The 24,225-nt window shown below is 41.6% G+C and carries 25 protein-coding genes; 8 read left to right on the forward strand and 17 right to left on the reverse strand.

Translation table 11 applies throughout. The annotated features are described in order from the left end of the window. Nucleotides 1-10: 10 nt before the first annotated feature. Together TI10_RS00275 and TI10_RS00280 are read right to left on the reverse strand one after the other, a co-directional pair. Entirely contained in the window at nucleotides 11-1,327 is a 1,317-nt protein-coding gene (locus tag TI10_RS00275; protein WP_049581184.1) for a 3-phosphoshikimate 1-carboxyvinyltransferase, read from the reverse strand. A 50-nt stretch (nucleotides 1,328-1,377) separates the two neighbouring features. Then, on the reverse strand, nucleotides 1,378-1,776 hold the full coding sequence (locus tag TI10_RS00280) for a RidA family protein (protein ID WP_049581185.1): 399 nt from the start codon (nucleotides 1,774-1,776) through the stop codon (nucleotides 1,378-1,380). A 451-nt stretch (nucleotides 1,777-2,227) separates the two neighbouring features. Here TI10_RS00280 and TI10_RS00285 point away from each other — a divergent pair, with 451 nt between their 5' ends. Next, nucleotides 2,228-3,484, forward strand: a complete 1,257-nt coding sequence (locus tag TI10_RS00285; RefSeq protein ID WP_049581186.1) for an ATP-grasp domain-containing protein — start codon at nucleotides 2,228-2,230, stop codon at nucleotides 3,482-3,484. 15 nt (nucleotides 3,485-3,499) lie between these two features. Continuing rightward, nucleotides 3,500-4,345: a DMT family transporter gene (locus tag TI10_RS00290; RefSeq protein ID WP_049581187.1), complete on the forward strand. Its 846-nt coding sequence runs from the start codon at nucleotides 3,500-3,502 to the stop codon at nucleotides 4,343-4,345. Between the two features lie 292 nt (nucleotides 4,346-4,637). Here the strand turns inward: TI10_RS00290 and ppx are convergent, their stop codons facing one another. The 5 genes from ppx to purM form a co-directional block, all read right to left on the reverse strand. Beyond that, complete coding sequence (gene ppx / locus TI10_RS00295; protein WP_049581188.1) at nucleotides 4,638-6,170, reverse strand: exopolyphosphatase; 1,533 nt, start codon at nucleotides 6,168-6,170, stop codon at nucleotides 4,638-4,640. Between the two features lie 3 nt (nucleotides 6,171-6,173). Beyond that, entirely contained in the window at nucleotides 6,174-8,243 is a 2,070-nt protein-coding gene (gene ppk1 / locus TI10_RS00300) for a polyphosphate kinase 1 (protein WP_049581190.1), read from the reverse strand. A gap of 63 nt (nucleotides 8,244-8,306) precedes the next feature. Next, the gene (gene speG / locus TI10_RS00305) at nucleotides 8,307-8,876 is read right to left on the reverse strand and encodes a spermidine N1-acetyltransferase (protein WP_049581192.1); all 570 of its coding nucleotides are present in this window, start codon (nucleotides 8,874-8,876) and stop codon (nucleotides 8,307-8,309) included. A 107-nt stretch (nucleotides 8,877-8,983) separates the two neighbouring features. After that, nucleotides 8,984-9,622: a phosphoribosylglycinamide formyltransferase gene (gene purN, locus TI10_RS00310; RefSeq protein ID WP_049581194.1), complete on the reverse strand. Its 639-nt coding sequence runs from the start codon at nucleotides 9,620-9,622 to the stop codon at nucleotides 8,984-8,986. Beyond that, complete coding sequence (purM, locus tag TI10_RS00315; protein ID WP_049581195.1) at nucleotides 9,619-10,668, reverse strand: phosphoribosylformylglycinamidine cyclo-ligase; 1,050 nt, start codon at nucleotides 10,666-10,668, stop codon at nucleotides 9,619-9,621. Before purM ends, purN begins: the two co-directional genes overlap by 4 nt. 227 nt (nucleotides 10,669-10,895) lie before the next feature. Between purM and upp the strand changes: the two genes are divergently transcribed. After that, nucleotides 10,896-11,522 (forward strand): uracil phosphoribosyltransferase, encoded by a 627-nt coding sequence (gene upp / locus TI10_RS00320; RefSeq protein ID WP_049581197.1) that lies wholly within the window; start codon nucleotides 10,896-10,898, stop codon nucleotides 11,520-11,522. Nucleotides 11,523-11,590: 68 nt separating this feature from the next. After that, nucleotides 11,591-12,883: a uracil permease gene (gene uraA / locus TI10_RS00325; RefSeq protein ID WP_049581198.1), complete on the forward strand. Its 1,293-nt coding sequence runs from the start codon at nucleotides 11,591-11,593 to the stop codon at nucleotides 12,881-12,883. Nucleotides 12,884-13,027: 144 nt separating this feature from the next. Here the strand turns inward: uraA and TI10_RS23315 are convergent, their stop codons facing one another. The 6 genes from TI10_RS23315 to TI10_RS00350 form a co-directional block, all read right to left on the reverse strand. Beyond that, the gene (locus tag TI10_RS23315; RefSeq protein WP_074524865.1) at nucleotides 13,028-13,228 is read right to left on the reverse strand and encodes an AbrB/MazE/SpoVT family DNA-binding domain-containing protein; all 201 of its coding nucleotides are present in this window, start codon (nucleotides 13,226-13,228) and stop codon (nucleotides 13,028-13,030) included. Between the two features lie 57 nt (nucleotides 13,229-13,285). Next, nucleotides 13,286-13,456, reverse strand: coding sequence for a hypothetical protein (locus TI10_RS24710; RefSeq protein WP_155416447.1), 171 nt, complete (start codon nucleotides 13,454-13,456; stop codon nucleotides 13,286-13,288). A gap of 444 nt (nucleotides 13,457-13,900) precedes the next feature. Next, nucleotides 13,901-15,208 (reverse strand): 6-phospho-beta-glucosidase, encoded by a 1,308-nt coding sequence (locus TI10_RS00335; RefSeq protein WP_049581200.1) that lies wholly within the window; start codon nucleotides 15,206-15,208, stop codon nucleotides 13,901-13,903. After that, a complete protein-coding gene (locus TI10_RS00340; RefSeq protein WP_049581201.1) occupies nucleotides 15,205-15,546 on the reverse strand; it encodes a PTS lactose/cellobiose transporter subunit IIA in 342 nt (113 codons plus the stop codon). Before TI10_RS00340 ends, TI10_RS00335 begins: the two co-directional genes overlap by 4 nt. Before the next feature lie 18 nt (nucleotides 15,547-15,564). Further along, entirely contained in the window at nucleotides 15,565-16,893 is a 1,329-nt protein-coding gene (locus tag TI10_RS00345) for a PTS sugar transporter subunit IIC (protein WP_049581202.1), read from the reverse strand. A 28-nt stretch (nucleotides 16,894-16,921) separates the two neighbouring features. Then, nucleotides 16,922-17,227, reverse strand: coding sequence for a PTS sugar transporter subunit IIB (locus TI10_RS00350; RefSeq protein WP_049581203.1), 306 nt, complete (start codon nucleotides 17,225-17,227; stop codon nucleotides 16,922-16,924). A 370-nt stretch (nucleotides 17,228-17,597) separates the two neighbouring features. Between TI10_RS00350 and TI10_RS24715 the strand changes: the two genes are divergently transcribed. From TI10_RS24715 to hda, 3 genes are all read left to right on the forward strand, one after another. Next, entirely contained in the window at nucleotides 17,598-18,275 is a 678-nt protein-coding gene (locus TI10_RS24715) for a hypothetical protein (protein ID WP_053093407.1), read from the forward strand. Then, nucleotides 18,268-18,933 (forward strand): RES family NAD+ phosphorylase, encoded by a 666-nt coding sequence (locus tag TI10_RS00360; protein ID WP_049581204.1) that lies wholly within the window; start codon nucleotides 18,268-18,270, stop codon nucleotides 18,931-18,933. The genes TI10_RS24715 and TI10_RS00360 overlap by 8 nt, the downstream gene beginning before the upstream one ends. Nucleotides 18,934-19,167: 234 nt before the next feature. Beyond that, a complete protein-coding gene (gene hda / locus TI10_RS00365) occupies nucleotides 19,168-19,875 on the forward strand; it encodes a DnaA inactivator Hda (RefSeq protein ID WP_011146972.1) in 708 nt (235 codons plus the stop codon). Between the two features lie 38 nt (nucleotides 19,876-19,913). Here the strand turns inward: hda and arsC are convergent, their stop codons facing one another. Continuing rightward, nucleotides 19,914-20,270, reverse strand: coding sequence for an arsenate reductase (glutaredoxin) (gene arsC, locus TI10_RS00370; protein ID WP_049581206.1), 357 nt, complete (start codon nucleotides 20,268-20,270; stop codon nucleotides 19,914-19,916). A gap of 9 nt (nucleotides 20,271-20,279) precedes the next feature. Beyond that, the gene (bepA, locus tag TI10_RS00375) at nucleotides 20,280-21,743 is read right to left on the reverse strand and encodes a beta-barrel assembly-enhancing protease (protein ID WP_049581207.1); all 1,464 of its coding nucleotides are present in this window, start codon (nucleotides 21,741-21,743) and stop codon (nucleotides 20,280-20,282) included. A 136-nt stretch (nucleotides 21,744-21,879) separates the two neighbouring features. On the opposite strand from bepA, the gene TI10_RS00380 reads away from it, so the two are divergent. Next, nucleotides 21,880-22,959, forward strand: coding sequence for an AI-2E family transporter (locus TI10_RS00380; protein WP_049581208.1), 1,080 nt, complete (start codon nucleotides 21,880-21,882; stop codon nucleotides 22,957-22,959). Between the two features lie 123 nt (nucleotides 22,960-23,082). On the opposite strand, the gene bcp is transcribed toward TI10_RS00380, so the two are convergent. Both bcp and TI10_RS00390 read right to left on the reverse strand, forming a co-directional pair. Beyond that, nucleotides 23,083-23,553, reverse strand: a complete 471-nt coding sequence (gene bcp / locus TI10_RS00385) for a thioredoxin-dependent thiol peroxidase (protein WP_049581209.1) — start codon at nucleotides 23,551-23,553, stop codon at nucleotides 23,083-23,085. A gap of 26 nt (nucleotides 23,554-23,579) precedes the next feature. Beyond that, nucleotides 23,580-24,125 carry a glycine cleavage system transcriptional repressor gene (locus TI10_RS00390; protein ID WP_049581210.1) on the reverse strand — a complete coding sequence of 182 codons (546 nt, stop codon included), beginning with the start codon at nucleotides 24,123-24,125 and terminating at the stop codon, nucleotides 23,580-23,582. Nucleotides 24,126-24,225: the final 100 nt, after the last annotated feature.

Genomic DNA, 24,225 nt, shown 5'->3' on the forward strand with positions numbered 1-24,225 from the left:
ATCTCGCTTATTATACTGTTAGCTTACTTATTCTAGCTCCGAGAGAACTTAAGGATTGGATGAATCCTGGAAAACCATCATCTAATTTATGTATGTGATTAATGGTTGTTGGCTCTCTTGCCCCTAGTGATACAATAATATTGGATGCGCAAATTCGATGATCATAGTAACTGAATATTTCAGCGCCGCCTTTTAATGGCCCGTTACCATTAATCCTTATTTTGTTGAAAGCTCCAGTGTCATTAAAAATTAAATAACTTTTTCCTCCCATCATGCGTATATTTTCGTTGATAATAAATGCTCGTTGACATTTGTGATTGTTTATAGCATTAAGACCGGAAAATGTAATATCTCCATTGCCATTAATCGCTGCCGCGATAATATTAGTGGCAACGGAAGGGAGTTCATTTAAATGGATTTCATCTGTAATAGCGTTATGTTCCTTCTCCAAGATGATATTAAGATCATTTTTAATTGGATTGTAGCTTAAATTCATACCAAATTTTTTATATATGTCAAATAATACTTTTTCGTTAATGGTATTCCCTAGATAATAACTTTTTATAGTAACTTTACTTGGTCGATTAATACTTAATATCGACGAAGCGATGTAGCTTAGTGATGTAAAATCCGAAGGGATGTTGATAGTTATATCCTTTGGTTGATATTCAGTTGAAATAAATGTGCTGCCTATTCGGGTGATTTTACTTCCCAGCAATGCCATCATTTTAATTGTTATATCGACATATCCATTCTTAGTTTCGCCGTTGTTGTTAATGAGAATATTTTTCCCTTTAATAAATGGCGAAACAAGAAGAGAGAATGATAGGAATTGAGTGCTCTTATTGAAGTTTAATGGTGACTGTGACGGATATATTCTCCTGGAGACGACGACGATATTTTCTTCTCGCTTTTCCACAAAGACATTCAGGTATGAAAAAAATGATTCATCATACAGGCTTTCTCTGTTAAACAGTGAATCATTGCATTTTATACGAACTTCTTTTTCTGTCAGTGACGCTAAAGCGATACTGATTCTAAATAACATACCAGAGCCATTAGCATTAATAATCCCGTTACAATGATATATTGGACGTGTTCCTTTCAATATAATATGATTTTCACTTCTATCCAGAATTTGTAGCCCAAACTGTTGTAGAGCGATAAGGAGATCTTCTGTTTCGCTACACCACGATATATTATTTACGGTTGTTGTTTCTTCATTCAACAGTGCTAATAGCAGCGCTCTTTGGATATGAGGCTTAGATGATGGTATGACTATTTCCCCATTAAGAGTAGAGTCGGGGAGCACGCTAATTTTATTCATGCCAAGCCTCCAGATAAATCAATTACCATTGGTATTATTCTTTGATTTAACTATTTGCTGTCGATGGCAATAGTTGTAATTTCAACGTAATGTTCTGGTTTCACCATCGATTTAACGGCAATGGTGGTATTGACCGGACGTATATCGCCAAATTTTTCATTAAACGCTCGACAGTAATCATCGAAATGTTGGAAATCTGTTAAATGTGTTACTGTGCTGACAACATCAGTCAGTTCTGCGCCAAGCTCTTTTAAATATTTCTCAATTTTTTCTATGATAAATAGAGTTTGCTTGTAAGCATTTTCTCCCATAACATTTCCATCACCGTCTGAAGCGACACATCCTGCAATAAAGATCTGATTGCCAACTCTTTTTCCTCTCGAATATCCCATTTTATTTTCCCACGGAGAGGGGCTGAATACTGTTTTTCTAATTTCATGAGATGACATAAACACTCCTATAAATGAAAATATATAAGAAGAAGATTTGGGAACAATAAATTAATTTAAACAATTTATTCCGTTAACTAAAAAATATCCTTAAATCAATGCAGTATTAATAACAGTATATAAAGCCTGATATGTCAAATAAAATTAATTATTAAAATAGAATAATTTTTTGTTTTTTTATTTTAAAAATGAATAAATATTTTCTCTGGCCGGAAAAATTATTTTTTATGAATAAATTTCTATTATTATTGAATCAGTTATGTATTAAAGAATTGAGTCTGGTTGTGTTTTGAGTGTTTTTGTATTTGAAAGTCACCTTCGTTGGAACTATACATGATAATTAGGCTGTCTTAATTTTGATGTGAATTTTATTTATTAATAAAAATAGATGATTTAAAGAGTGAATGAAATGTGTATAGAGTAATAATTGTTAACTGATGATGGGGGAGATATGGGCGTTTTTATTTTTATTGAAGCAAGACCGGTTGAATGTTTAGCGATTGATTATATTAGAAATTTAGGATTTTCTCCTGTATTATTTACGTCAATGGAGTCAATGAATAAAGGATTATATGATGATTTGAAGAAGGAATTATTTGATAATGTTTATTATTTAGATACGAGAAGTAGTACGGATATCATTAATTTAATTAAAGATAACTGCATTCCTATTGTAGCGATCTTAGGCTGCTATGATGATTTTATGATTGTGGCGTCTGAAGTGGCGTTAGAATTTGGTTTACCTCACTCGGATATAGAAGGTTTGAGGAACGCATTTAGTAAGAAGAATGTTAGGGATATCTTGGCACAACATGGTTATGAACAACCGGCCTACGAGGTTTTTGCTTATAATAATATGCCAGAAAATCCTAAAGTTCCTTTTCCGTTTGTTATTAAGCCACTTCGTGATGCAGGGGCTTATGGGGTATCACTTTGTAAGTCTTTAGGTGATTATCACCATGTGATTGCGGAAATTTCATCTAATGGCTCAATATCAATGCTTGGAGAAGTCAATGAGGAGTTCTTGATAGAAGAATTCCTGCAAGGAAATTTTTATGGGGCTGAATTAGTTTATAGTCATGATGAATGGCATTTAATTGGTATCAATAGAATTTTTGTTTCTCCTGATGATAGCTTGTGTATGACAGGTTTATCTCATCCTGCTGAGTTGTCTGAATTTGAATTTACAATGGCTTGTAAGCTTGTCAAAGAGTGGGTAACCGTTTTGGGATTACGGGGGGGCGTAATAAATGTAGAATTTATTTATACCTCTCGTGGGCCTGTATTAGTTGAAATTAATTTGCGTATAGCGGGCGCCAGAGCGGCTCAACAGGTCCTCATGACCACCGGGATTAATATGGTCAAGTATTTGGTAGACTTTGTTTGTGGTATCGAAAGTTCTATATCGCCAGAATCGGAAAGAGTTTATCCATTTGTCGCTGATGCATTTGTTTTTTATCGTGGTGAGGGGGTTGTCAATGATATTAGGATAGATGCTGATATCCCTTATTTCATCTCCGCAGGGTTTAAAAAAACACCTTTTACTATTTTATCCAAAAGTAAAAGTTTATCCAAAAGTAAAAGTTCATCGAAAAGTAAAAATTTTGGTTCTATTGTCGGTCATGTTCTGGCTTATGGTAATAGCTGTGAGGAAGCGATGGAAAATGCCGCATGTATTGCTAATAGCGTACAGTTAAAAACAAATTAATAAGAGATTATCATTATGGCTATTCTGATGGGGTTGATTTCAGCATTATGCTGGGGAAGTACTGATTTTTTGGCAGGGCAAGTGGCAAGAAAAGTCGGTGTTGCTAAGTCTTTATTTTATAGTCAGCTATTTGGTTTTTTTGTTTTATCATTGCTGCTGTTTTTTTATTTTGAGATGTCGTTTGTTAATGCAAGTTTTTTTCAATTGACCATCTGTATTGTTGCTTCGGTTTGTAATTTAATGGCAATGGTGTTTCTGCTTAAAGCATTATCGATCGGCAAAGCTTCGATTGTCGCGCCGATTGTTTCGCTTTATGGCGCCGTTACCACGATTTTATCACTAATAAATGGGAAACCAATGACCGCTTTGGTTTTGTTTAGTCTATTTATGTGTGTTGTTGGCGCTTGTCTAACCAGTATACCCAAATCAAAAGATGGACAACGAGAATCATCCGGTTCAATTTTTTTTGCACTTTTATCTTCACTGATGTTTGGTTTAGGTTTCTGGCTGCAAGGGGAATTTGCTGTTAGAGATCTGGGGGTTATTAATGCGTTATGGGTTTACTATTTAACTGCTGTGGTTGTTTTGTTCCTCACACTGTTAAAAAAAGGGAATTTATCATTACCGCCGATTTCAATTATCGCTCTGGTTTTTTCAATTAGTTTCTTTAGTTTAATCGGGTTTGCTTCATTAGCTTACGGTTCTGCAACGGGACATGTTGCCGTTGTTACCGTTCTGAGTTCATTGGCAAGTGGCGTCACTGCTTTATTAGGCTTTTTTATTCGCGGAGAACGGTTGAGCCAAATTCAGTGGATTGGCATTGTGATTATCATAGCGGGTGTCATTCTTTTGAAATTATGACATTTGTGATCATTTGTTTCCCCGAATTCTTCGAGGAAACAGTGAAGTAATGACATTGATTAGTGATAATCAGTGCTATACCCGTTATCTTGCAAGTTGCTTCTTTGTTGGCTGCGCTCACTCACCCCGGTCACATAGTTCGCTATGCTCCCGGGGATTCGCTTCCTTGCCGTCGCGATGCATCTTGAAATCCATAGGGTATAAATGAAACGGCCAAATAAAATGAGAAAGCTAATAAGTAAAATCAGTTTAGTTATTTGAAATTGCTTCTTTTTTTCATTATTTGAAGTCGTTATATTGATTCCTCAGCTATTTCTAATTGCCAACCCGTAACGTTATGCCAGTAACCTTGCTCTTTTTCTAAGTCAAGCTGCATCAGGGTGTTTTCTGATAAATAATTGTAAGGCAGGTAGAGCGCCCAATGACTATCATCAGTAACCAGTCTGAGTGATTCAGGCGTGGTTGTGGATTGGCGTTGATTATTGAGTAACGTTGCTAAACGTAGGATTTGAATTAATGGCAGATACTGTTTTTTCTTGAATAAATTGAATCTTGGCAAATCATCCAGTTTTATTGTTTTACGATGACAGCGAACCAAGGTTGCCAGTAGTAATTGTTGTTCCTGATTAAAGCCCGGTAAATTGGTGTTTTGTAGAATATAGGCAGAGTGTCGTTGTAATCCGCTTAAGTTAATACTTAATCCAACTTCATGTAGCATTGCTGCCCAGTGTAAAATCGCTTCGAGTTGAGGTTGTACCAGTTTGGGGTTCTGCATTGCCCACTGTTTGTAAAGTGTTTCCGTCGTATTAAGTACACGCTTGGCCTGTTCTCTGTCGATATTATAGTGTTCAGCTAAGCTTTTTGCGGTTCTCTGGCGAATATCTTGATGACGGAAACGGCCTTCCATTTCATACAAAACGCCTTCGCGTAGCGCCCCATCTGAGAGTTGTAATGTTTTTATGTGCAGGGCATCGAATATACCGCATAAGATAGCCAAGCCAGGAATAAAAAAATGTTTACGATCGTCTGATAATCCAGGTAGGTCGAAGGTTTTTAACTTTTTGAATTTGAGTATTTCTTTGACTAACATCTCCAATCGTTCAGGGGTGATTAATCCGTCCTTTTCCCCCATTGCGACCAGTACTTCATAAACCGCTTTAATTGTCCCGGATGCGCCAAGCGCTGAATTCCAGCCTGTGATGCGATACTGCCATGAGAGATTCTCCAGTTTTTGCGCGGCTTCAAGCCGTGCTCTGCGGAATTTTTCTGCACTAATTTCGTCATCGGGAAAAAATTGGTGGGCGAAACTAATGCATCCCATGCGTCGGCTTTCTACTAATAAGGGTTCAAAATTTTCACCAATCACCAGTTCAGTGGAGCCGCCGCCAATATCAATCACCAGCTTACGGTCTTTTTCTGGTTGCGTATGTTCCACGCCCATATAGATTAGGCGGGCCTCTTCATGGCCGGAAATAATTTCAATCGGGTAGGGGATAACATCTTTAGCACGTTTGATAAATTCTTTTGCATTACTGGCTTCACGTAAGCTGTGAGTGCCCACCAGACAAACATTATCAGCAGGAACGCCTTGTAATCGTTCAGCAAATAGAGCCAGACAGGCAAGACCGCGTGCCATTGCTTCTTCGCTTAATCGATTGTTGTGGTCAAGGCCGTCGGCAAGATGGACGCGTTGTTTTAAGCGGCCCAGGATCTGAAATGCACCGTTAACAATTCGTGCGATAATCATATGAAAACTGTTTGAACCCAGATCAATAGCCGCAATTTCTATTGGTCTGGGTGTCGGTTTGTCGTGTGTTAGCGGCATAAATTAAGCTCTTGGTTCAGGTTGTTCGAGGGCTTTTATATAGTCATAAATAGCCAGTTGCGCCCGGATTTTCCGCTTATTACCCCGAGGCACATAACTATTGCTCAGCTCTTTATCAACGTAACGGGCTTTTACCGTATCGTTGAATTGTAATTCGAGAATATCCAGTACCCGTTGTTTTAATTGTGGATCAAGTAAGCAAACCGCAACTTCAATTCGGTAGTCGATATTACGGGTCATCCAATCGGCAGATGAGAGAAAGACTTTTTCATCTCCGTCATTAGTGAATACGTAAACTCGATCATGTTCGAGGAAACGGTCAACGATACTGGTGATCTGAATATTTTCGCTAAATCCGGGTTGATTGGGTACTAGCGAACACATACCGCGTATCAGTAGACGTATTTTTACCCCCGCTTCTGAAGCGTCGTATAAGCGGTCCACCAGCTCTTTGTCAACCAAATTATTAATCTTTAACGTGATGCCTGCGGGCTTATTTGCTCTAGCATTGGCGATTTCCTGTGAAATAAGCTGGTTGAGCATCGCGCGGGAATTTTGCGGCGAAACCATCAGGTTTTCAAATTTAACTGGACGGTAAGGATTCTCAATGAAGTTGAATACTCGGCGCACTTCGTTAGTAATTTGCGGATTGGCTGTCAGTAAGGAGTAGTCGGTGTAGAGGCGAGCGGTTTTTTCATTAAAATTACCCGTACCAATATGAGCATAGCGAACAATTTCTTCACCTTCCAGACGGGAAATAAAGAACAATTTTGCGTGAATTTTTAGTCCCGGCGCTGAGAAAATAACATGTACACCTGCTTCGGTTAGTCGTTTGGCCCAATGGATATTGGCTTCTTCATCAAATCGGGCCTGTAATTCAACCACAACAGTCACTTTTTTACCGTTATGGGCAGCATGGATCATGGAATCAATAATGCGGGAGTCTTTTGCTACCCGATAAATATTGATCTTGATGGAAAGTACACTGGGGTCGAAAGAAGCCTGACGTAATAATTCCAGTACATGTTCAAAAGTGTGATAGGGATAGTAGAGCAGCACATCTTGTTCACGAATCGCATCAAAACCATTGCGGAAATTATCAAACCAGGTGTGTCGTAATCTCGGCAAAGGTTTATTGAGTAGATTTTTCTTCCCCTCATTGGGGAATTTAATGAAATCTTTAAAATTGTGATAACGTCCGCCGGAAATCACTGAGTCATCGTTTGACAAGCCAAGTTTGCTACGCAGTAATTCCACCATTTCATCCGGCATCTCTCGCTGATAAACAAATCTTACTGGTTCCGCTGTCAGCCGTTGTTTCAATGTAGATGACATGAGTTCGAGCAAGCTTGATTCCATCTCGGTTGCTAAATCATATTCAGAATCACGGGTCATTTTCATTGAATAGGCATTTAGTGAATCATAATCGAAAAAGCCTTTGAAAATTTCATCAAGACAATAACGCATGATATTGTCTAGCAGGATCATTGATTTGCGGCGGTGTGGCATTTCAGGCGGCAAGTTAACAAAACGTGGCACCTTATCTGACGGAATTTCCAATAGTGCATATTGAATATTCTGGCCGTGAACAATTTCAACTGCCAGATAAGTGTAGTCATCTTTCAGAAATTCAACCAGGTTGGTTTCTGGATTGATAAGGATTGGCGTAGTGTGCGGCCGCAGATGTTGACGAAAGTATTGGCGTAACCAGATTTGTTGATTTGGTGAAATTTGTCGCTCATTGATGAGAAAAATTTGATTACGAGCTATTTCTAGTAGCAATTCATTATAGAGTACATCAAATTCTTGGTCGGTTTTAGCCACTTTAGCTTGAATTTTTTTCAATACATTCCGAGCGCTGGCGGCCGATCCTCGTTCTTCATTAATTAATATTCGCCGTTTTACATCAGCAAAACGGACTTTGTAAAATTCATCCAGATTATTGGAGTAAATACCAAGGAACCGCATCCGTTCTATTAATGGATTGCTCTTATCCGCTGCTTCTTGAAGCACACGTTCGTTGAATGATAACCAACTAAGTTCTTTCTCGGTATAGAGCCTGTCTTGGGACATTGTTACTCCAGGTGTTGAGGTAAAAGTATTAAAACTTTGAATACGACGGGGTGTCGTTTGTCGCTATATTCTTGTCTGTAATTGCTGACTCATTTTTTCATCTTGCTTGGAGGCAAAATATTGATGTTGGAAAATGCACATGCGAATGGCTGTGCGGTAACTGCCATTAATAAAGAATTCGTCTATTAATTCGCCCTCAGTGTAGAAACCTAGCTTATTATAGATATGAATGGCCTTGGCGTTATCTTTATCAACAATCAGGTAGAGTTTGTACAGGTTAAGTACGGAAAATGCATATTCCATTGCCAGTTTTGCTGCTTTGGTTGCATGACCTTGGCCCTGATAGGCGGGATCGATAATAATCTGAAATTCTGACCGGCGGTGGATATAGTCGATTTCGACTAATTCAACTAAGCCAACTTTAGCATCAGCACTTTCGATAATAAACCGGCGTTCGTTCTGGTCGTGAATATGTTTGCCATACAGATCGCATAGTTCAACGAAAGCTTCGTAAGGTTCTTCGAACCAGTAACGCATAACACTGGCATTGTTATTTAATTGATGGACAAAAGGGAGATCTTCCCGCTCAAGGGGACGTAACCTAACAGGTGGAGTATCAGAACCACCAGACATTTGGCACCTCAGTGTTTTTAATAAAGTAAAGGGCATGATTAATAATAGTTCACAGTGCCGGGTATATTACCACAGCACTGTACTGTAATTAGCCGTTAATAAATAGATTATTCTGCGGCATAGCCTTCTGGAGGGAGAATCTTTCCATCCAGATACGCTTTGCCATTAGCCATACTTAGGCGTCCTTCGACAAACCAGTTGATAACTAACGGATAGATATCGTGTTCCTGAGTCTGAACCCGTTTAACAACCTCATCTTCCTGATCATCGGCAAAAATAGGAACTTTAGCTTGCAGGATCACCGGACCGCCATCCAATTCTTCTGTTACAAAATGGACGGAAGTGCCGTGTTCTGTATCACCATTTTCTATCGCTTTGCGGTGAGTATGCAGCCCAGGATATTTGGGTAATAGAGAAGGATGAATGTTTAACAGGCGACCAAGATAGTGTTGTACAAAATCCGGCGTCAAAATGCGCATATAACCTGCGAGGACCACCAAATCTGGCTGATATTGATCAATGGCACGCTTCAACGCTTCATCATAAGCCTGACGATCTGCATAGTTTTTTGGGCTAATGGCATGGGAGGGAATGTCCGCCTGTTTAGCGCGTAACAGACCGTAAGCATTTGCTGTATTACTAAATACCGCGCAAACCTGCCCATTGATTCTGTTGTGTTGGCAGGCATCAATCACCGCCTGGAGATTGCTGCCGCTGCCAGAGATGAGGACAACGATATTTTTCATTGAATAACAACCTGTTGTTCACCCTCTTTCAATGTGGCGATAGTGGCGATAGTGCCGATATGCCAGGCTTTCTCACCGGCAGCAGTGAGTAATTCAATCGCTTGTTCAACGGCTGTTGGTGGTAATGCAATTACCATTCCGACACCACAGTTGAATGTACGGTACATTTCATGACGGCTAACGTTGCCAGTCTGTTGCAGCCAATTAAATATGGCCGGCCATTGCCAACTGGATTCGTTAATCTGCGCTTGGGTATTTTCAGGCAGAACCCGCGGAATATTTTCCCAGAAACCGCCGCCAGTCAGATGAGCAATAGCGTGAACATCAACCTGCTCAATCAAAGATAAAAGGGATTTCACATAAATTTTTGTCGGGGCGAGTAGGTGATCCGCCAGCGATTTACCTTCAAGCTCTGTTGTTTCGGGATCGGTGTTGCTGACGGCCAGAATTTTGCGTATCAGAGAATAGCCGTTTGAGTGAGGACCACTGGCGGCGAGGGCAATCAAAGCATCACCCGCTTGAACCTTACTACCATCGATGATTTCTGATTTTTCAACCACGCCGACGCAGAAGCCGGCAACATCGTAATCTTCACCGTGGTACATCCCCGGCATTTCTGCGGTTTCACCGCCAACCAAAGCACAACCAGATAATTGACAGCCTTCTGCGATACCGGTGATAACGCTGGCGGCAGTATCGACATCCAATTTCCCGGTAGCATAGTAATCGAGGAAGAATAGGGGTTCTGCACCTTGAACAACCAGGTCATTGACGCACATTGCAACTAAGTCAATGCCGATAGTGTCATGGCGTTTGAGATCCATTGCCAAACGTAACTTGGTGCCGACACCATCAGTACCAGAAACCAGAATGGGTTCACGGTATTTTTGTGGTAATGCGCATAAAGCGCCAAACCCACCTAAACCGCCCATCACTTCTGGGCGGCGGGTCTGTTTTACAACACCTTTGATGCGGTTGACTAAGGCATTGCCGGCGTCGATATCGACACCGGCATCTTTATAACTGAGAGAGGTTTTGTTGGTCACTCGAAGCCCCCAAGGCGGTTGCGTTTGATAAATTAAGACAGAATAGTAACAATTCTAACAGTCTAAGCAAACGTTTGCGAGACTCTTGTTTAGGATCTCAATTCTCTACAAGCAGGGCTATGTTTGATGAAAATCAACGGATTGGTAGTGGTGTTATGGGTAAAAGACGGTATAATCTCGCCGTTTTTTTGTCTGCTGGCGACATGACATACAGTTAGGAGAGGTCCATGAAGATCGTTGAGGTGAATCACCCACTTGTTAAACATAAACTCGGCCTGATGCGAGCACATGATATCAGCACCAAACGCTTTCGTGAACTGGCCGCAGAAGTTGGAAGCCTTCTGACTTATGAAGCAACTTCTGATTTAGAAACTGAAAAAGTCACTATTGATGGCTGGTGTGGTCCGGTAGCAGTTGAGCAGATTAAAGGTAAAAAAATAACTGTCGTACCTATTCTGCGTGCGGGGTTGGGTATGATGGATGGTGTATTGGAGAATGTTCCCAGTGCCAGGATTAGCGTCGTAGGGGTTTATCGTAATGAAGAAACCTTAGAACCTGTCCCTTATTTCCAGAAACTGGCTTCCAATATTGATGAACGTATGGCGCTGGTGGTTGACCCCATGTTGGCAACCGGCGGCTCCATGATTGCAACTGTCGATTTACTGAAAAAAGCAGGCTGCCAGTCAATTAAAGTGCTGGTTTTAGTGGCTGCTCCTGAAGGTATTGCTGCGTTGGAAAAAGCCCATCCTGATGTGGAACTGTATACAGCTTCTATTGATGAGAGACTTAATGAACAGGGATATATTGTGCCCGGCTTAGGGGATGCAGGCGATAAAATATTTGGTACGAAATAATAAGTTAGCCGACTTTTAAGTCGGCTTTTTTTTGGTTCTAACGCAAGAATATTAAGAGGATAAAGAAAATGACCCGTCGTGCGATTGGCGTAGATGAGCGGCCTCCCTTTTTACAGACCATCCCACTCAGCTTCCAACATCTTTTTGCTATGTTTGGTGCGACGGTATTGGTGCCGATTTTATTTAAAGTTAACCCGGCGACCATTCTGCTATTTAACGGTATCGGTACATTGTTGTATCTGGTGATTTGTAAGGGAAAGGTTCCGGCGTATTTGGGATCGAGTTTTGCTTTTATTTCGCCGGTTTTATTGTTGTTGCCACTGGGATATGAGTTGGCTCTGGGAGGGTTTATTCTGTGTGGTGTGCTATTTTGTCTGGTTTCACTGATTGTCAAAGTAGCAGGGCGAAGCTGGATTAATGTGCTGTTTCCACCTGCGGCAATGGGGGCGATTGTTGCTGTTATCGGTCTGGAACTTGCTGGTGTTGCGGCTGATATGGCAGGTTTACGCCCGGCGGAAGGTGCCGCTGTTGATCCGACAACCTTGACAATTTCTATGGTAACGCTGGCGGTAACCGTCCTTGGTTCAGTTATGTTCCGCGGATTCCTGGCTATTATTCCGATTCTTATTGGCGTTTTGGTAGGTTATGGGTTGGCGTTCCTGATGGGTGTAGTTGACCTGACACCGGTACGCGAAGCGCCGTGGTTTGCATTGCCGACTTTTTATACGCCACGTTTTGAATGGTTCGCTATTATGACGATCTTGCCCGCGGCGCTGGTTGTTATCGCTGAGCATGTTGGTCATTTAGTTGTAACGGCGAATATTGTGAAGAAAGATTTGTTAAAAGAGCCGGGTTTGCATCGTTCTATGTTCGCAAATGGTTTATCAACCGTGATTTCCGGTTTCTTTGGTTCAACGCCGAATACGACTTATGGCGAGAATATTGGCGTCATGGCAATTACTAAAGTTTACAGCACTTGGGTTATTGGCGGCGCTGCGATACTGGCGATTCTGCTCTCTTGCGTCGGTAAACTGGCGGCGGCAATTCAGGCCGTGCCGGTTCCAGTTATGGGGGGGGTCTCGCTGTTGCTTTATGGGGTTATTGGCGCGTCAGGTATTCGGGTGCTGATTGATTCCAAAGTGGATTACAACAAAGCGCAAAATCTGATCCTGACTTCCGTTATTCTTATTATTGGCGTCAGTGGAGCGAAAATTAATATCGGTGTTGCCGAACTTAAAGGTATGGCGTTGGCAACGATTGTAGGTATCGTTATGAGTTTGATTTTCCGTCTGATTACTGTTTTTCGTCCAGAAGAACGGTATATTGAATCTTCCGTTGAGTCTGTTAAGCATAGTAAATAACAGGGCAATAAACTTGAACTGATTTCCCCGCTTTTTGAGTAGTTTTCATTATGAAGAGGCGGGGATGGTGATAATTATCTTATTCGTAAGGGAGATTTTGTTCGAAAGCAAGCCAGCAAATATCTCCACGTTTAGGAATGGACATTAGCCATCTAGCTCTTTGTGACTCGGTGCTGCCAGTTCGTCAGCATGAGCAGTATAAGCAGATAAGCCATTTAGTAAATCAGACTTAGTTAATCGTTTCTTGACTACTTTTTGAATAACTGCTCCTTCTTCATTGATATTAATGTTTACGATATCACCTGTTTTAAGATTGGCTATTGTTTTAAGATTTCCCAATAACATATTGTGGAGTAAAAAAGTTGTGGAGTAAAAAAGGAGCGAAAAGCTCCTCTCAAGTGTTTAGCGGACTACGTACCAGTTTCGTTTTTCATTGAGATACTGAACAGTGCCCTCTCTTTCAGATTTTTTTAGGGCGCTGTAGGCCGCTCTCATACGTTCCGCTTTTTTAGCTACTGCTTTTTCGAGTTCAAGCTTTTCTTTTTCAGCTTGTTCATGATGTATATATGACATAACCCCTCCCGTTTGGATCTAACTTGTTTTTTGCGTCAAATGAGACTTCGAAAAAACAGCCCCGGTTAAATCTGTAATTTTCAGGTAAAACGACAGAAGAATCTCCCTTTGAGATAATTTCCATTATAATCAAAGTATATTCCACGCCAAATACCTCAAAATCTGAGATATGTGCTTCTCCATATCCGAGGTTTTCTATTTTAAAAGGCATAGAGTTTCCCAAAATTTCAACGTGTTGAAACTTTATATTTCAGTATTCTTCAATCAATTGATTTCATCACAGTATAATACAAACTTTCTTGTTTAAACTTAGTGTGAGAAATAATTGCGTATTGCACCGCAAAAAAAGTGACAAAATCAATTAACAATACCAGTATTAGTTGGTAATAATGGGTATCCCTTTAACTTTATTCCGATCCTAATTTCAAATTAATTACTGTTTATTCACCGAAATTGTGGCAGATAATCACGGTTTATCATTAATACGTCATCCAATAGTGGTGAAGCAATATCTGCATCGGCAACCAGTGGATTGGTAATCAGTGCTAATAGCGCAGCATTGCGATCGCCATAAATGGCTGCTTTGATCGTCAAGCGTTCATAAGTTTTTATCTGTTGTGTCAAAGGATACATACTGTCAGGCAAACGGCCGAACGTCAGCGGGTGGGCGCCTTCTGCATTAATAATACAATTGGTTTCGATGACGGCATCATCCGGTAAACCACGAATAGCACCGTGGTTTGTGGTATTGACCACCAATTGGTTATCAAGATTGTTATGAATGGCGCAAATCAGATCCAGTGCGACCTCAGAATAGAATGAGCCACCGCGGAAACTGAGTTGTTCTGGTTTGTGATCAAGTTCTGGATCAGCATACAGTTCGAATAGTTCCTGTTCTACTTTCATAACTTGTTCTGCCCGAGTGCCTTGTTCGACCGCAGCCTCGCGCTCTTCCTGTAACATATTGCGGGTTTGATAGAAATAGCGGTGATAAGGGCAGGGGATTGCGCCTAGTGCCTTGAGTAGTGGTGGAGGCCAGGGTGCCTCTTGAATATTATTCATGGTTAAAACAGCACCATTGCATAGCATATCAAGAATTTGTTGAGTTTTATCCTGACCTGAAACCAGTACTTGATGCACCCAGACCATATGATTAAGCCCGGCAAAGCGTAACTGCACGTCCTGATAAGGACGTTGTAACATATTAGCTATCATGTGATGCATTGTGACTGGGACGTTACATAAGCCAATAATTTTTGCTTTGCTATAGCGGGAGATTGCTTCGGTGACGATCCCGGCTGGATTGGTGAAGTTAATCATCCATGCGTCTGGGGCAAGTTGCTCGACTTTATAGGCGATATCTAGTAAAACGGGGATGGTACGTAGCGCTTTGGCAAATCCGCCTACGCCGGTAGTTTCCTGACCGATCAAGCCATATTTTAACCCCAGACGTTCGTCCGCAGCACGTGCCGGAAGCTGGCCGACACGCAATTGAGTCAAAATAAAACTGGCGCCGCGAATGGCGTCATCTGGTGTGAAATGGACGCTGACAATAACGTGTTCCATGTTGTGACGAGCTAACATACGGCGAGTAAGCGCGGCGATAATTTCTACTTTCTGTTTTCCACTGTCAATGTCAACTAATGCCAGTTCAGATAGTGGAATGCTTTTTTTGTGTTGAATAAGCCCTTCGACTAATTCGGGGGTGTAGCTGCTACCGCCGCCAATAACAGCTATTTTGACTCGTTTCATATTTTTTCCTCTTGTGATGGTATTCGGCGATAGAGTTCAATCATATCGCTGGCAAGATCTTGAATAACCATTGCGTTCATTAAGTGATCTTGCGCATGGACGGTGATGAGATTGACCGGTAATTTACCGCAACCTTCATCCAATCCGATGAGGGTAGTTTGAATGGTGTGTGCTTCTTTGATTGCCTGTTGGGATTCAGTCATCAGTGTTTGTGCTGTTTGAAAGTCACCGTTTCTGGCATGTTGTAAGGCCATTAGCGCATGACTGCGTGCGCTTCCGGCATGAATCAGCAGTTCTACAATAATTTTTTCTAAATCAATAGGTTGTTCTAAATCCATGTGTAAATCCTCCGAAAATTAGGGTTGGGATTGAGTTTCTACACCGGTGGATGCTGTGTTTTCTCGTTGTTTATCTTCTTCGTTGAGCAACTGTTTTTCATAAATTTTGAAGAAGGGATACCAGATAAAAAGGTCGATTATCATTAGCATGACAACTAGCACTGCCGCACGATAATCCCAGGCGGCGGAAATCATTGCGCCGAATGGTGCCGGTGCAGTCCAGGGGGAAAGGGCGACCGTTTTATGCACCAGGTCAAGATGCAGGGTGCTGTAGGACAATACTGCATTGACCAATGGCACAACCAATAGAGGAATAAATAAGGTTGGATTCATCACAATCGGTGAACCAAATAGCAGTGGTTCGTTAATATTGAATATGGATGGAACTACGCCCAGTTTTCCAATAGTGCGCAAATGTATAGAACGGCTGCGCAGATAAAGAATCGCCAGAACCAGTGTAGAACCAGAGCCGCCAAGACAGATATAAAATGACCAGTAAGGATCAGTAAAAATTTGTGTTGCAGCAGTACCTTGAGCCATTAATGTGGCATTGGTAGCAATATTTGCCATAAAAATAGGGGCCATCAAGCCAGTGATAATGTTGGCGCCATGAATACCGGCAAACCACAGTAGGTTAGAAATGAGTAGCGCCAGTATAATGGCAGGCAGAGTATCACCGACGGAGATGAGTGGGTGGAACATCTGCATTATGGCTGCGGGAATAAGTAGATTGAATTCACTCTGTAATAGCAAGCTGGCAGGATAAACTGTCAACAAGATACCTATGACTGGGTACAGAAGTTCAAAAGAACGGGCGATTGCTGGCGGTACTTGCGTTGGCATTCGGATGGTGATGTTGTATTTTTTTAGTAGACGCGTTAGTTCAACTGACCAGACAGCGCAAATTAAAGCGGTAAATACACCGGCGCCACCGAGGAAATCGAGAGCTATTTTGTTTTCTATCTGTGGTGCTGCTGCTAGCAAAAACGCTACCAGTGACAGTAAAGCAGAAGTTAGTCCATCCAGACCGTAAGATTTAGCCAAACTATAGGCGGCGCCGACCGCAACAAAGACACTCATTAAGCCCATAGTCATAAAGTAAGGCATGGTAATGGTGCCCCAGTGAGTTTTGGCAAAGGACAACCAAGCTTGGCCGAATGAGGATGTAGTCTGTAAATCGAAGGGTGGGTTTGCCACAATTAACATCATGCTGCCGATGATCAAAAACGGCATGGCTGAGATAAAACCGTCACGCATTGCAATAATATGCCGCTGGTTACCGATTCGCCCGGCAATCGGGATAATATAGCGTTCTAAGACACAAGTAAAAGAGGTATAGAGACTCATGAGGGACTCCAAGTGGTGGTGAAATGGCTTATTCCAACAGGCTTAATGCCTTATCGAGAACCTTATCACCACGAAGGGTGCCATAATCCATCATGTCAATAACGTCTATTGGTTTGCCGAGTGGTTTGGCGATAGCGGAAAAATGAGATAATTGATACTTCACTTGTGGGCCGAGTAGAACAACGTCAACGTCGGTTATCAGGTGTTCTAATTCAACTATGGGGGCTGCTTTGATCTCAATGTCCAATGCCCGTTTTATCACTTCTGCTTGCATACGTTGTACCAATATGCTGGTGGACATACCGGCTGCACAACACAATAGGATTTTTTTCATTGCTCAGTCTCCAGTTTGTTATATCGTTTCTTATGGGATAAGTGGTTAATGAGAGCTTTCACTTTATTAAGACTAGCAACTTATGTTAAATATGTTGCGATTCTGTTCGCATATTAATCAAGAATAGTTTAAGGAATAGGGATGGAATGTGATCTTCGTTTGCATTGTACATAGTGTGAAATTGTCAAGTTAGATTAGGACGTTGCAGCGGGATTTTTTACTTATGGAATGAGGGTGAGTGCTGGTTTATACCTCGTATGGTTATCGGCTATGGATCGTTAATCTTTGCCTTTTTCATAAATACGCCATATCATCCATATAAGTAATATATGCAAAATACGCACTCAAGTAGATACACTATGGAGGCAGTATGATTACCAAATCCCACCCTAAGTCGAAGCATGTTAGCTTTAACTTCCTTTCAATGGATACCATTGAGTTGTCAAGCAATAAGGATGTTGCTAAACATATCAATTTGTCTGATATTCCCGTTGATGAGGCAGATCAATATGTTGTCGTGAAATTGCCAAGATCAATTGATTATTATGATATTAAGCTTGCAATAGCTAGCGCAGTAACTGCTGTCACTACATTCAATAAACACAAACATTTGCCTTTGGTGACTGAACCATCTGAAAGTGAATTTGCTTCCCGTAATGAAGCACGTCTCGAAAAATTAAAAAATCAGATCCTTACTGATTCAAAGTGGCTAACTGCAAGTGAACTTAGCAGATTAACCGGATCTAAATCGGTTAATTCCAGCGCTGCGGCAAATCGGTTGAAAAAGTCGAAAAAAATATTCGCATTGCCCATTAATGGTAAAGATCTATTCCCGTTGTATGCTCTAGACGAAGGCGGCCAGCCGTTACCTGTGATAAAAAACGTTATTGAGCTGTTTAAGAACAAAACGCCCTGGTCAATAGCTATTTGGTTTGGTACACCAAATAGTTGGCTCAGTAATAAAAAGCCAAAGGATCTTTTATTAACTCAACTTGATGATGTTTATATGGCAGCCAAAGAAGAAGTTGAAGGGCCGCGTCATGGTTGATGATGAAAAGGAGCTTCAAGAAAATATACCATTTCCTCCAGAGAATACAGGAGTTAAGATTCAAAAGTGGAAAGCTGGTACACCTATTGAACGTATTCATAGAATTAAGTTTAAAGGGATTGAATTTAATCCTGGCATTGGCAATGCTCGTTTTAGCCCGTTCAAGAATAATGGAATTTTCGTTCCGACAATCTATGGTGGTGAAAACATAGGGGTAGCTATTATGGAGACGATTTTACATGATATTCCATTGAATTGCTCCGGTATACCTGTTTATCTTGGTAAACTAGATGACTTAGCGCGTAGCCGAATTATTCCGAGAAAAGATATCAAGTATGTGGATATCAATCCACGAATACTGAAGAAGTGGGGAATTATTCAGAGCCAGTTAATAGAATCAGAGGCATCGGATTATCATATTACTCGAAGATGGGCAGCCAAAATTTATCATGATAATCCTGATGCTCAAGCAATTCGATGGTCTTCTAAGCAGCACGGGAGCAAAGCGATAATAATTTTTGGGGATCGGGTAAAAGAAGGAGATTTGAGTGTGTCTATTGAATCTGAGCCAGCAGCTACTTCTAAAGAAGTTAACGAAAAACTTAAAGATTTGGCCGATGAAATGGAACTAGTTCTGGTGCCTAAAAATATTACGTAAATATCCGTTGATTTTCATCATTAGAGAGGTTTTTAAGTTGTTCGACTAAACCATTATTTTACAAGTGCTTGCGGGCCGTTCTATATTATGACAAAACATTATGCGCTGGTAGAGCTGGAATGGATTTAACTTATTGAATCTTAAAAATAGTTTTTTTATTATTTACCTATACAGTTCATTTACAACTATTTTCTGTGATAAACTTGCTGGCGTTTATTACCAGCTCTGTTTGAGGTGCTTCTGAACACGCCATCGCAGCTTTCGTTACCTTTGTATCTTCCCGATGATGAAACTTTCGCCAGTTTCTTTCCGGGGGAAAATGCCACCCTGTTAGCTGCAATCAAATTGGCCATTAATCAGCCGCATGGCAGCTATATTTATTTCTGGTCCCGTGACAGTGGAGGCCGAAGTCATTTGTTGCATGCCGCCTGTGCTGAGTTGTCCCTGAAAGATGAAGCTGTGGGCTATGTTCCGCTGGATAAACGCGCCTATTTTATCCCTGAGGTGCTTGATGGCATGGAACACTTATCACTGGTTTGTATTGATAATATTGAGAGTATTGCTGGTGATGAAGAGTGGGAAATGGCGATTTTCAATCTTTATAATCGCATTCTGGAGATTGGTCGCACTTGTTTGCTGATTAGCGGCGATCGCCCGCCTCGCCAGATTAATCTTAAGTTACCTGATTTGGCTTCTCGTCTGGATTGGGGGCAAATTTATAAATTACAACCGCTTTCCGATGATGAAAAATTACAAGCCTTGCAATTGCGAGCGAAGTTACGTGGTTTTGAATTGCCAGAAGATGTAGGGCGCTTTTTACTGAAAAGATTGGACAGAGAAATGCGAACTCTGTTTATGGCATTGAATCAGTTAGATCATGCTTCGATAGTTGCTCAGCGCAAGTTGACGATTCCATTTGTGAAGGATATTTTGCACCTTTAAAGATGATGGTGGTGTCACCATCATCATATCTATTCTTATCAATTAAGAATTTCTTTTACTTTTTCCGGTGGGCGTCCAAGTCTAGCTTTATCACCGCAAACGACGATTGGGCGTTCAATCAGTTTAGGATTGGCGATCATCGCTTTCAGTAAATCATGCTGAGTGAGTTTTTCATCAGCCAGATTCAACTCCTTGTAGAGATCTTCTTTCGTTCTCATCAATTGGCGTGCATCATGAAAACCAAGCTGTTCTAGCAGAACGGATAATTGCGCTACAGTGAGAGGAGTTTCCAAATAGAGAATAATTTGTGGTTTAATTCCCCGTTCTTCAATAAGAGCCAGAGTTTCACGGCTTTTGGAGCAGCGGGGATTATGATAAATCGTCACCTGTTGCATGAGAATTCCTTAACGTTTGTATTGACTGTAACGCTGTTGTAGCTGGCGTAATTGATCGATACGAGCATCATAACGTGCTTGATCGTAACTGCCTAATTTTACGAGCGCGCTGGCGCTACTGAGGTATTTGATGGCATTGTCAAATTGACCGCGAAGGGCCATTTCTTCCGCATGCGCTGATAATTCTTCATGGCGTTTGCCTTGCTTGGCGGCAGCCTCGGCCATCAGGCGCCAACCGTTTGGATCATCTGGGTTATTGAATGTATAGCGGTGGAGTAGTTTTAAAGCTTGTTGATATTGCTTTGCGTGAATAAGCGCATTAGCGAGATTAATTTGTAATACCAAATTGTCCTTTTGTTTTTGTAACGCGTTCTGTAACCGGGTGATAGCCTGAGCAATTCGGTTCTGTTCGATGTCTATGTCAGTCATTGTGTCAATAAACCAGATATTATCCGGTTGTTTTGCTAACAGTGGTTCCAGAATAGCCTGTGCTTCAGTGTATTTTTTATCTTGAGCAAGCAAGATTGCTCGGCCATAAGCGGCGGCAAGTTGCTCTTTAGCTGTGCCTCTACGGTAATTTTCCAAAATTTGTTCAAGATAGCTGCGTTGCTCGGTGGTGTACATGCCCATAACACGGACTCTGGCGAACAAAAAGTCTTGAGATTGTGGAATGTTCTGGGCCGGATATTGATTAGCGCGGTTACGCGCATCAGCAAGGCGGCTGTCAGGTAGCGGGTGGGTGAGTAACATTTCTGGCGGCTTAGAACTGTAACGGGTTTGATCGACCATAATCTGCATAAAGGCTGGCATACCTTGAGGATCAAAGCCAGCTTTACGTAATGTTTGCATGCCAATACGATCAGCTTCTTGTTCATTGGATTGAGTAAAACTGATCATGCCTTGTTGTACACCCGCAATAGTCCCACTGAGGGCTGCCATCCCTGCTTGTGGGTTAGCCATGAGTAAAAGGATAGAACCTAGCGTGCCTGCCCAGGCTAGCGGTGCTGTGCGTTGCTGATCTTCCATCATTCGCGCCAGGTGGCGTTGAGTGACGTGAGAAATTTCGTGAGCTATTACGGAGGCAAGTTCGCTTTCATTACGGCTATAACGAAAAAGCGCAGCATGGAGTACCACATTACCGCCAAAGAAAGCATAGGCGTTGATATTCGGGTTATCAATCAGATAGAAATGGAAAGGCGTTTTAACTGAGTCCGCATGAGCCACCAGCCTTTGTCCAATGGCATTAATATATTGTGTCAATAATGGGTCATAAATCAGCGGAGCGTTGTCACGCATCTGGCGAGCGTAGAAATCGCCCATTGCCAGTTCCTGATTGATGCTCAGGATTGAACCTGCCGTGGTACCGATATCTGGCAATGAATCTTCAATAGAGGCGCTGAGAACAGGAGGACTTGTTAGCAATAGCGTACTGATTAATATTGCTGTCAGAGATTGATTAGACATTATTTTCATAAAACAAAAGTGCTCTCATTTGGCCATCGTCTTAGATAATGCGTGTATGATAAACAAGGGTACCTTAAAATTAATCAATTAGTACAATTTTTAAGAAAAATAGAAATATGAATATTGCTATCAAGGAGCCTGGTTAATGCTGGATATGATTATACAGTGGTATCGCCGTCGGTTTACTGATCCGCAAGTTATTGCGTTATTTGTCATCCTCTTGGCAGGGTTTGGCATTATTTATTTCTTACATGGCATTTTGGCGCCTTTGCTGGTAGCGATTGTTCTTGCCTACTTGCTGGAATGGCCGACAGCTAAACTTGAAAGGTTGGGATGTTCACGCACAGTGGCTGTTTGTATTGTGCTGGTTATTTTTTCCGGTATCAGTTTGTTGGTCATCCTGATTGTCGCGCCAACCGCATGGCAGCAGGGGATTAATCTGTTGTCAGATATACCCAATATGCTTAATCGGTTTAATGAATATGCCCAAACATTACCGGCCCGTTACCCGGTTTTGGTTGATGCCGGCATCATTGATATGATGGCCGAAAATCTACGTAGTAAGATTTCAACTGCCGGTGACTCTGTGGTGAAGTTTTCGGTGGCTTCATTGATTGGTTTATTAACGCTAGCTATCTATTTGATTCTGGTGCCGCTGATGGCCTTTTTCTTGCTAAAGGATAAAACCCAGATGCTGCAAGCATTGCAACGGGTTCTGCCGCGTAACCGTATTTTAGCCGGGCAAGTATGGCGCGAGGTGAATCAGCAAATTACTAACTATATTCGAGGTAAAGTCACGGAGATGGCGATCGTCGGTATTTGTACCTATGCGGTGTTTGCATTTCTTGGATTGGATTATTCATTACTGCTTTCTGTTTTAGTTGGGCTATCAGTGTTAATTCCTTATGTAGGCGCGCTGATTGTCACGATTCCTGTTGTACTGGTTGCGTTATTTCAATGGGGCGTCGGGACAGATTTCTGGACCTTGATTATTGCTTATCTGGTCGTTCAGGGGCTGGATGGTAACTTGCTGGTGCCGATTTTATTCTCTGAAGCTGTAAACTTGCACCCTCTGGTAATCATTCTTTCTGTGATTACTTTTGGTGGGTTGTGGGGATTCTGGGGCGTATTTTTTGCTATTCCGCTGGCGACGCTAATTAAAGCAGTGATCCATGCATGGCCGGAAGAGATAGTTATAACAGAAGACGATGAAATAAAAGAGTAAATTTATTTTTAATGGTACAGGTACCTGTCATTAGAGGAAGCACGGGATGGGAATATCCCTCCCGTACTTGCCTTTGGCATCTTGAGCTGTTAAATGAGCATGATTAAATTTTGAATCATTTTCTTAAGGGTGCTGTTTCAGATAATTCACCACGATTTGGTGGTGATCACTGGTCTTAAATTTATCAAAAACGTGCTCTATATTGCCGTTGGTATCGATCAGGAAACTGATACGGTGGATACCATCATAGGTTTTGCCCATAAACTGTTTCTCGCCCCAGACGCCAAATTGTTCAGCAACTTGATGATCCTCATCGGACAACAATGTGAAGTTCAGCATTTCTTTTTCCACAAAGCGTGACAATTTACTTGGGGTATCTGTGCTAATGCCTAGCACTTCAACACCTGATTCCTTTAATTTATCCATTTCATCGCGCAGACCACAGGCTTGTACAGTGCAACCAGGAGTCATTGCTTTAGGATAAAAATAGACTAAAACACGCTGGCCTTCGAAATCAGATAAATTGATTGTTTCTCCATCTTGGTCAGGAAGGCTGAACTGAGGGGCCTTATCACCGGCTTTCAATGGGTTCATCCTGTATTCTCCGTTTAATCTTTCAACTAAAGTGGTTCAAGAATACTAATACTGCCTTGTGCATTTAGATCTGTACATAACTTATTAAACGCCTGCTTAATAATTATGCCGTCATCCTCTAATAGACTATGGGCGGTAATCTGGATCTGCAACCGAGCAGGGATATCGCCTTCTGGCGGCTGTGTTTTTGATACCAGTTCAGCAATATTAAAATCCTGTGTGGTAAACAGACTGGTAAACTGTTCGACAATACCGGGTGAATCATCAACATCAACCTTAACGGAGACCGTGGAAGGAAATGTTGTATGGGTATCGCACTTTGTGCGCTTCATGACGATAAGAAGATCGAGCTCGGCTCCTTTCTGCGGTAGTGAGGATTCAATCATTGTGATAGCGTTCCAGCTACCGGAAAGCAGCATAATGAAGGTGAATTCCTCACCGAACATGGCTAAGCGGCTGTCTTCAATGTTACAACCACACTCACTCACAAGACGAGTAATGGTGTTGACGATACCCGGACGGTCAACGCCTAAAGCGGTTATAACGAGAAAATGTTGTTCTGATTGTGGCAAAGTCACTTTTCCTTCTCTGCTATGGTTTCGTTAAGGTAAACATAAAAAGGCTATACTGCCAAGGCCAATTGCATCAAAGTTGCGCTATTGTACTGCCATT

The organism is Photorhabdus luminescens subsp. luminescens, from assembly GCF_001083805.1.
GTDB classification, from domain to species: Bacteria; Pseudomonadota; Gammaproteobacteria; order Enterobacterales; family Enterobacteriaceae; genus Photorhabdus; species Photorhabdus luminescens.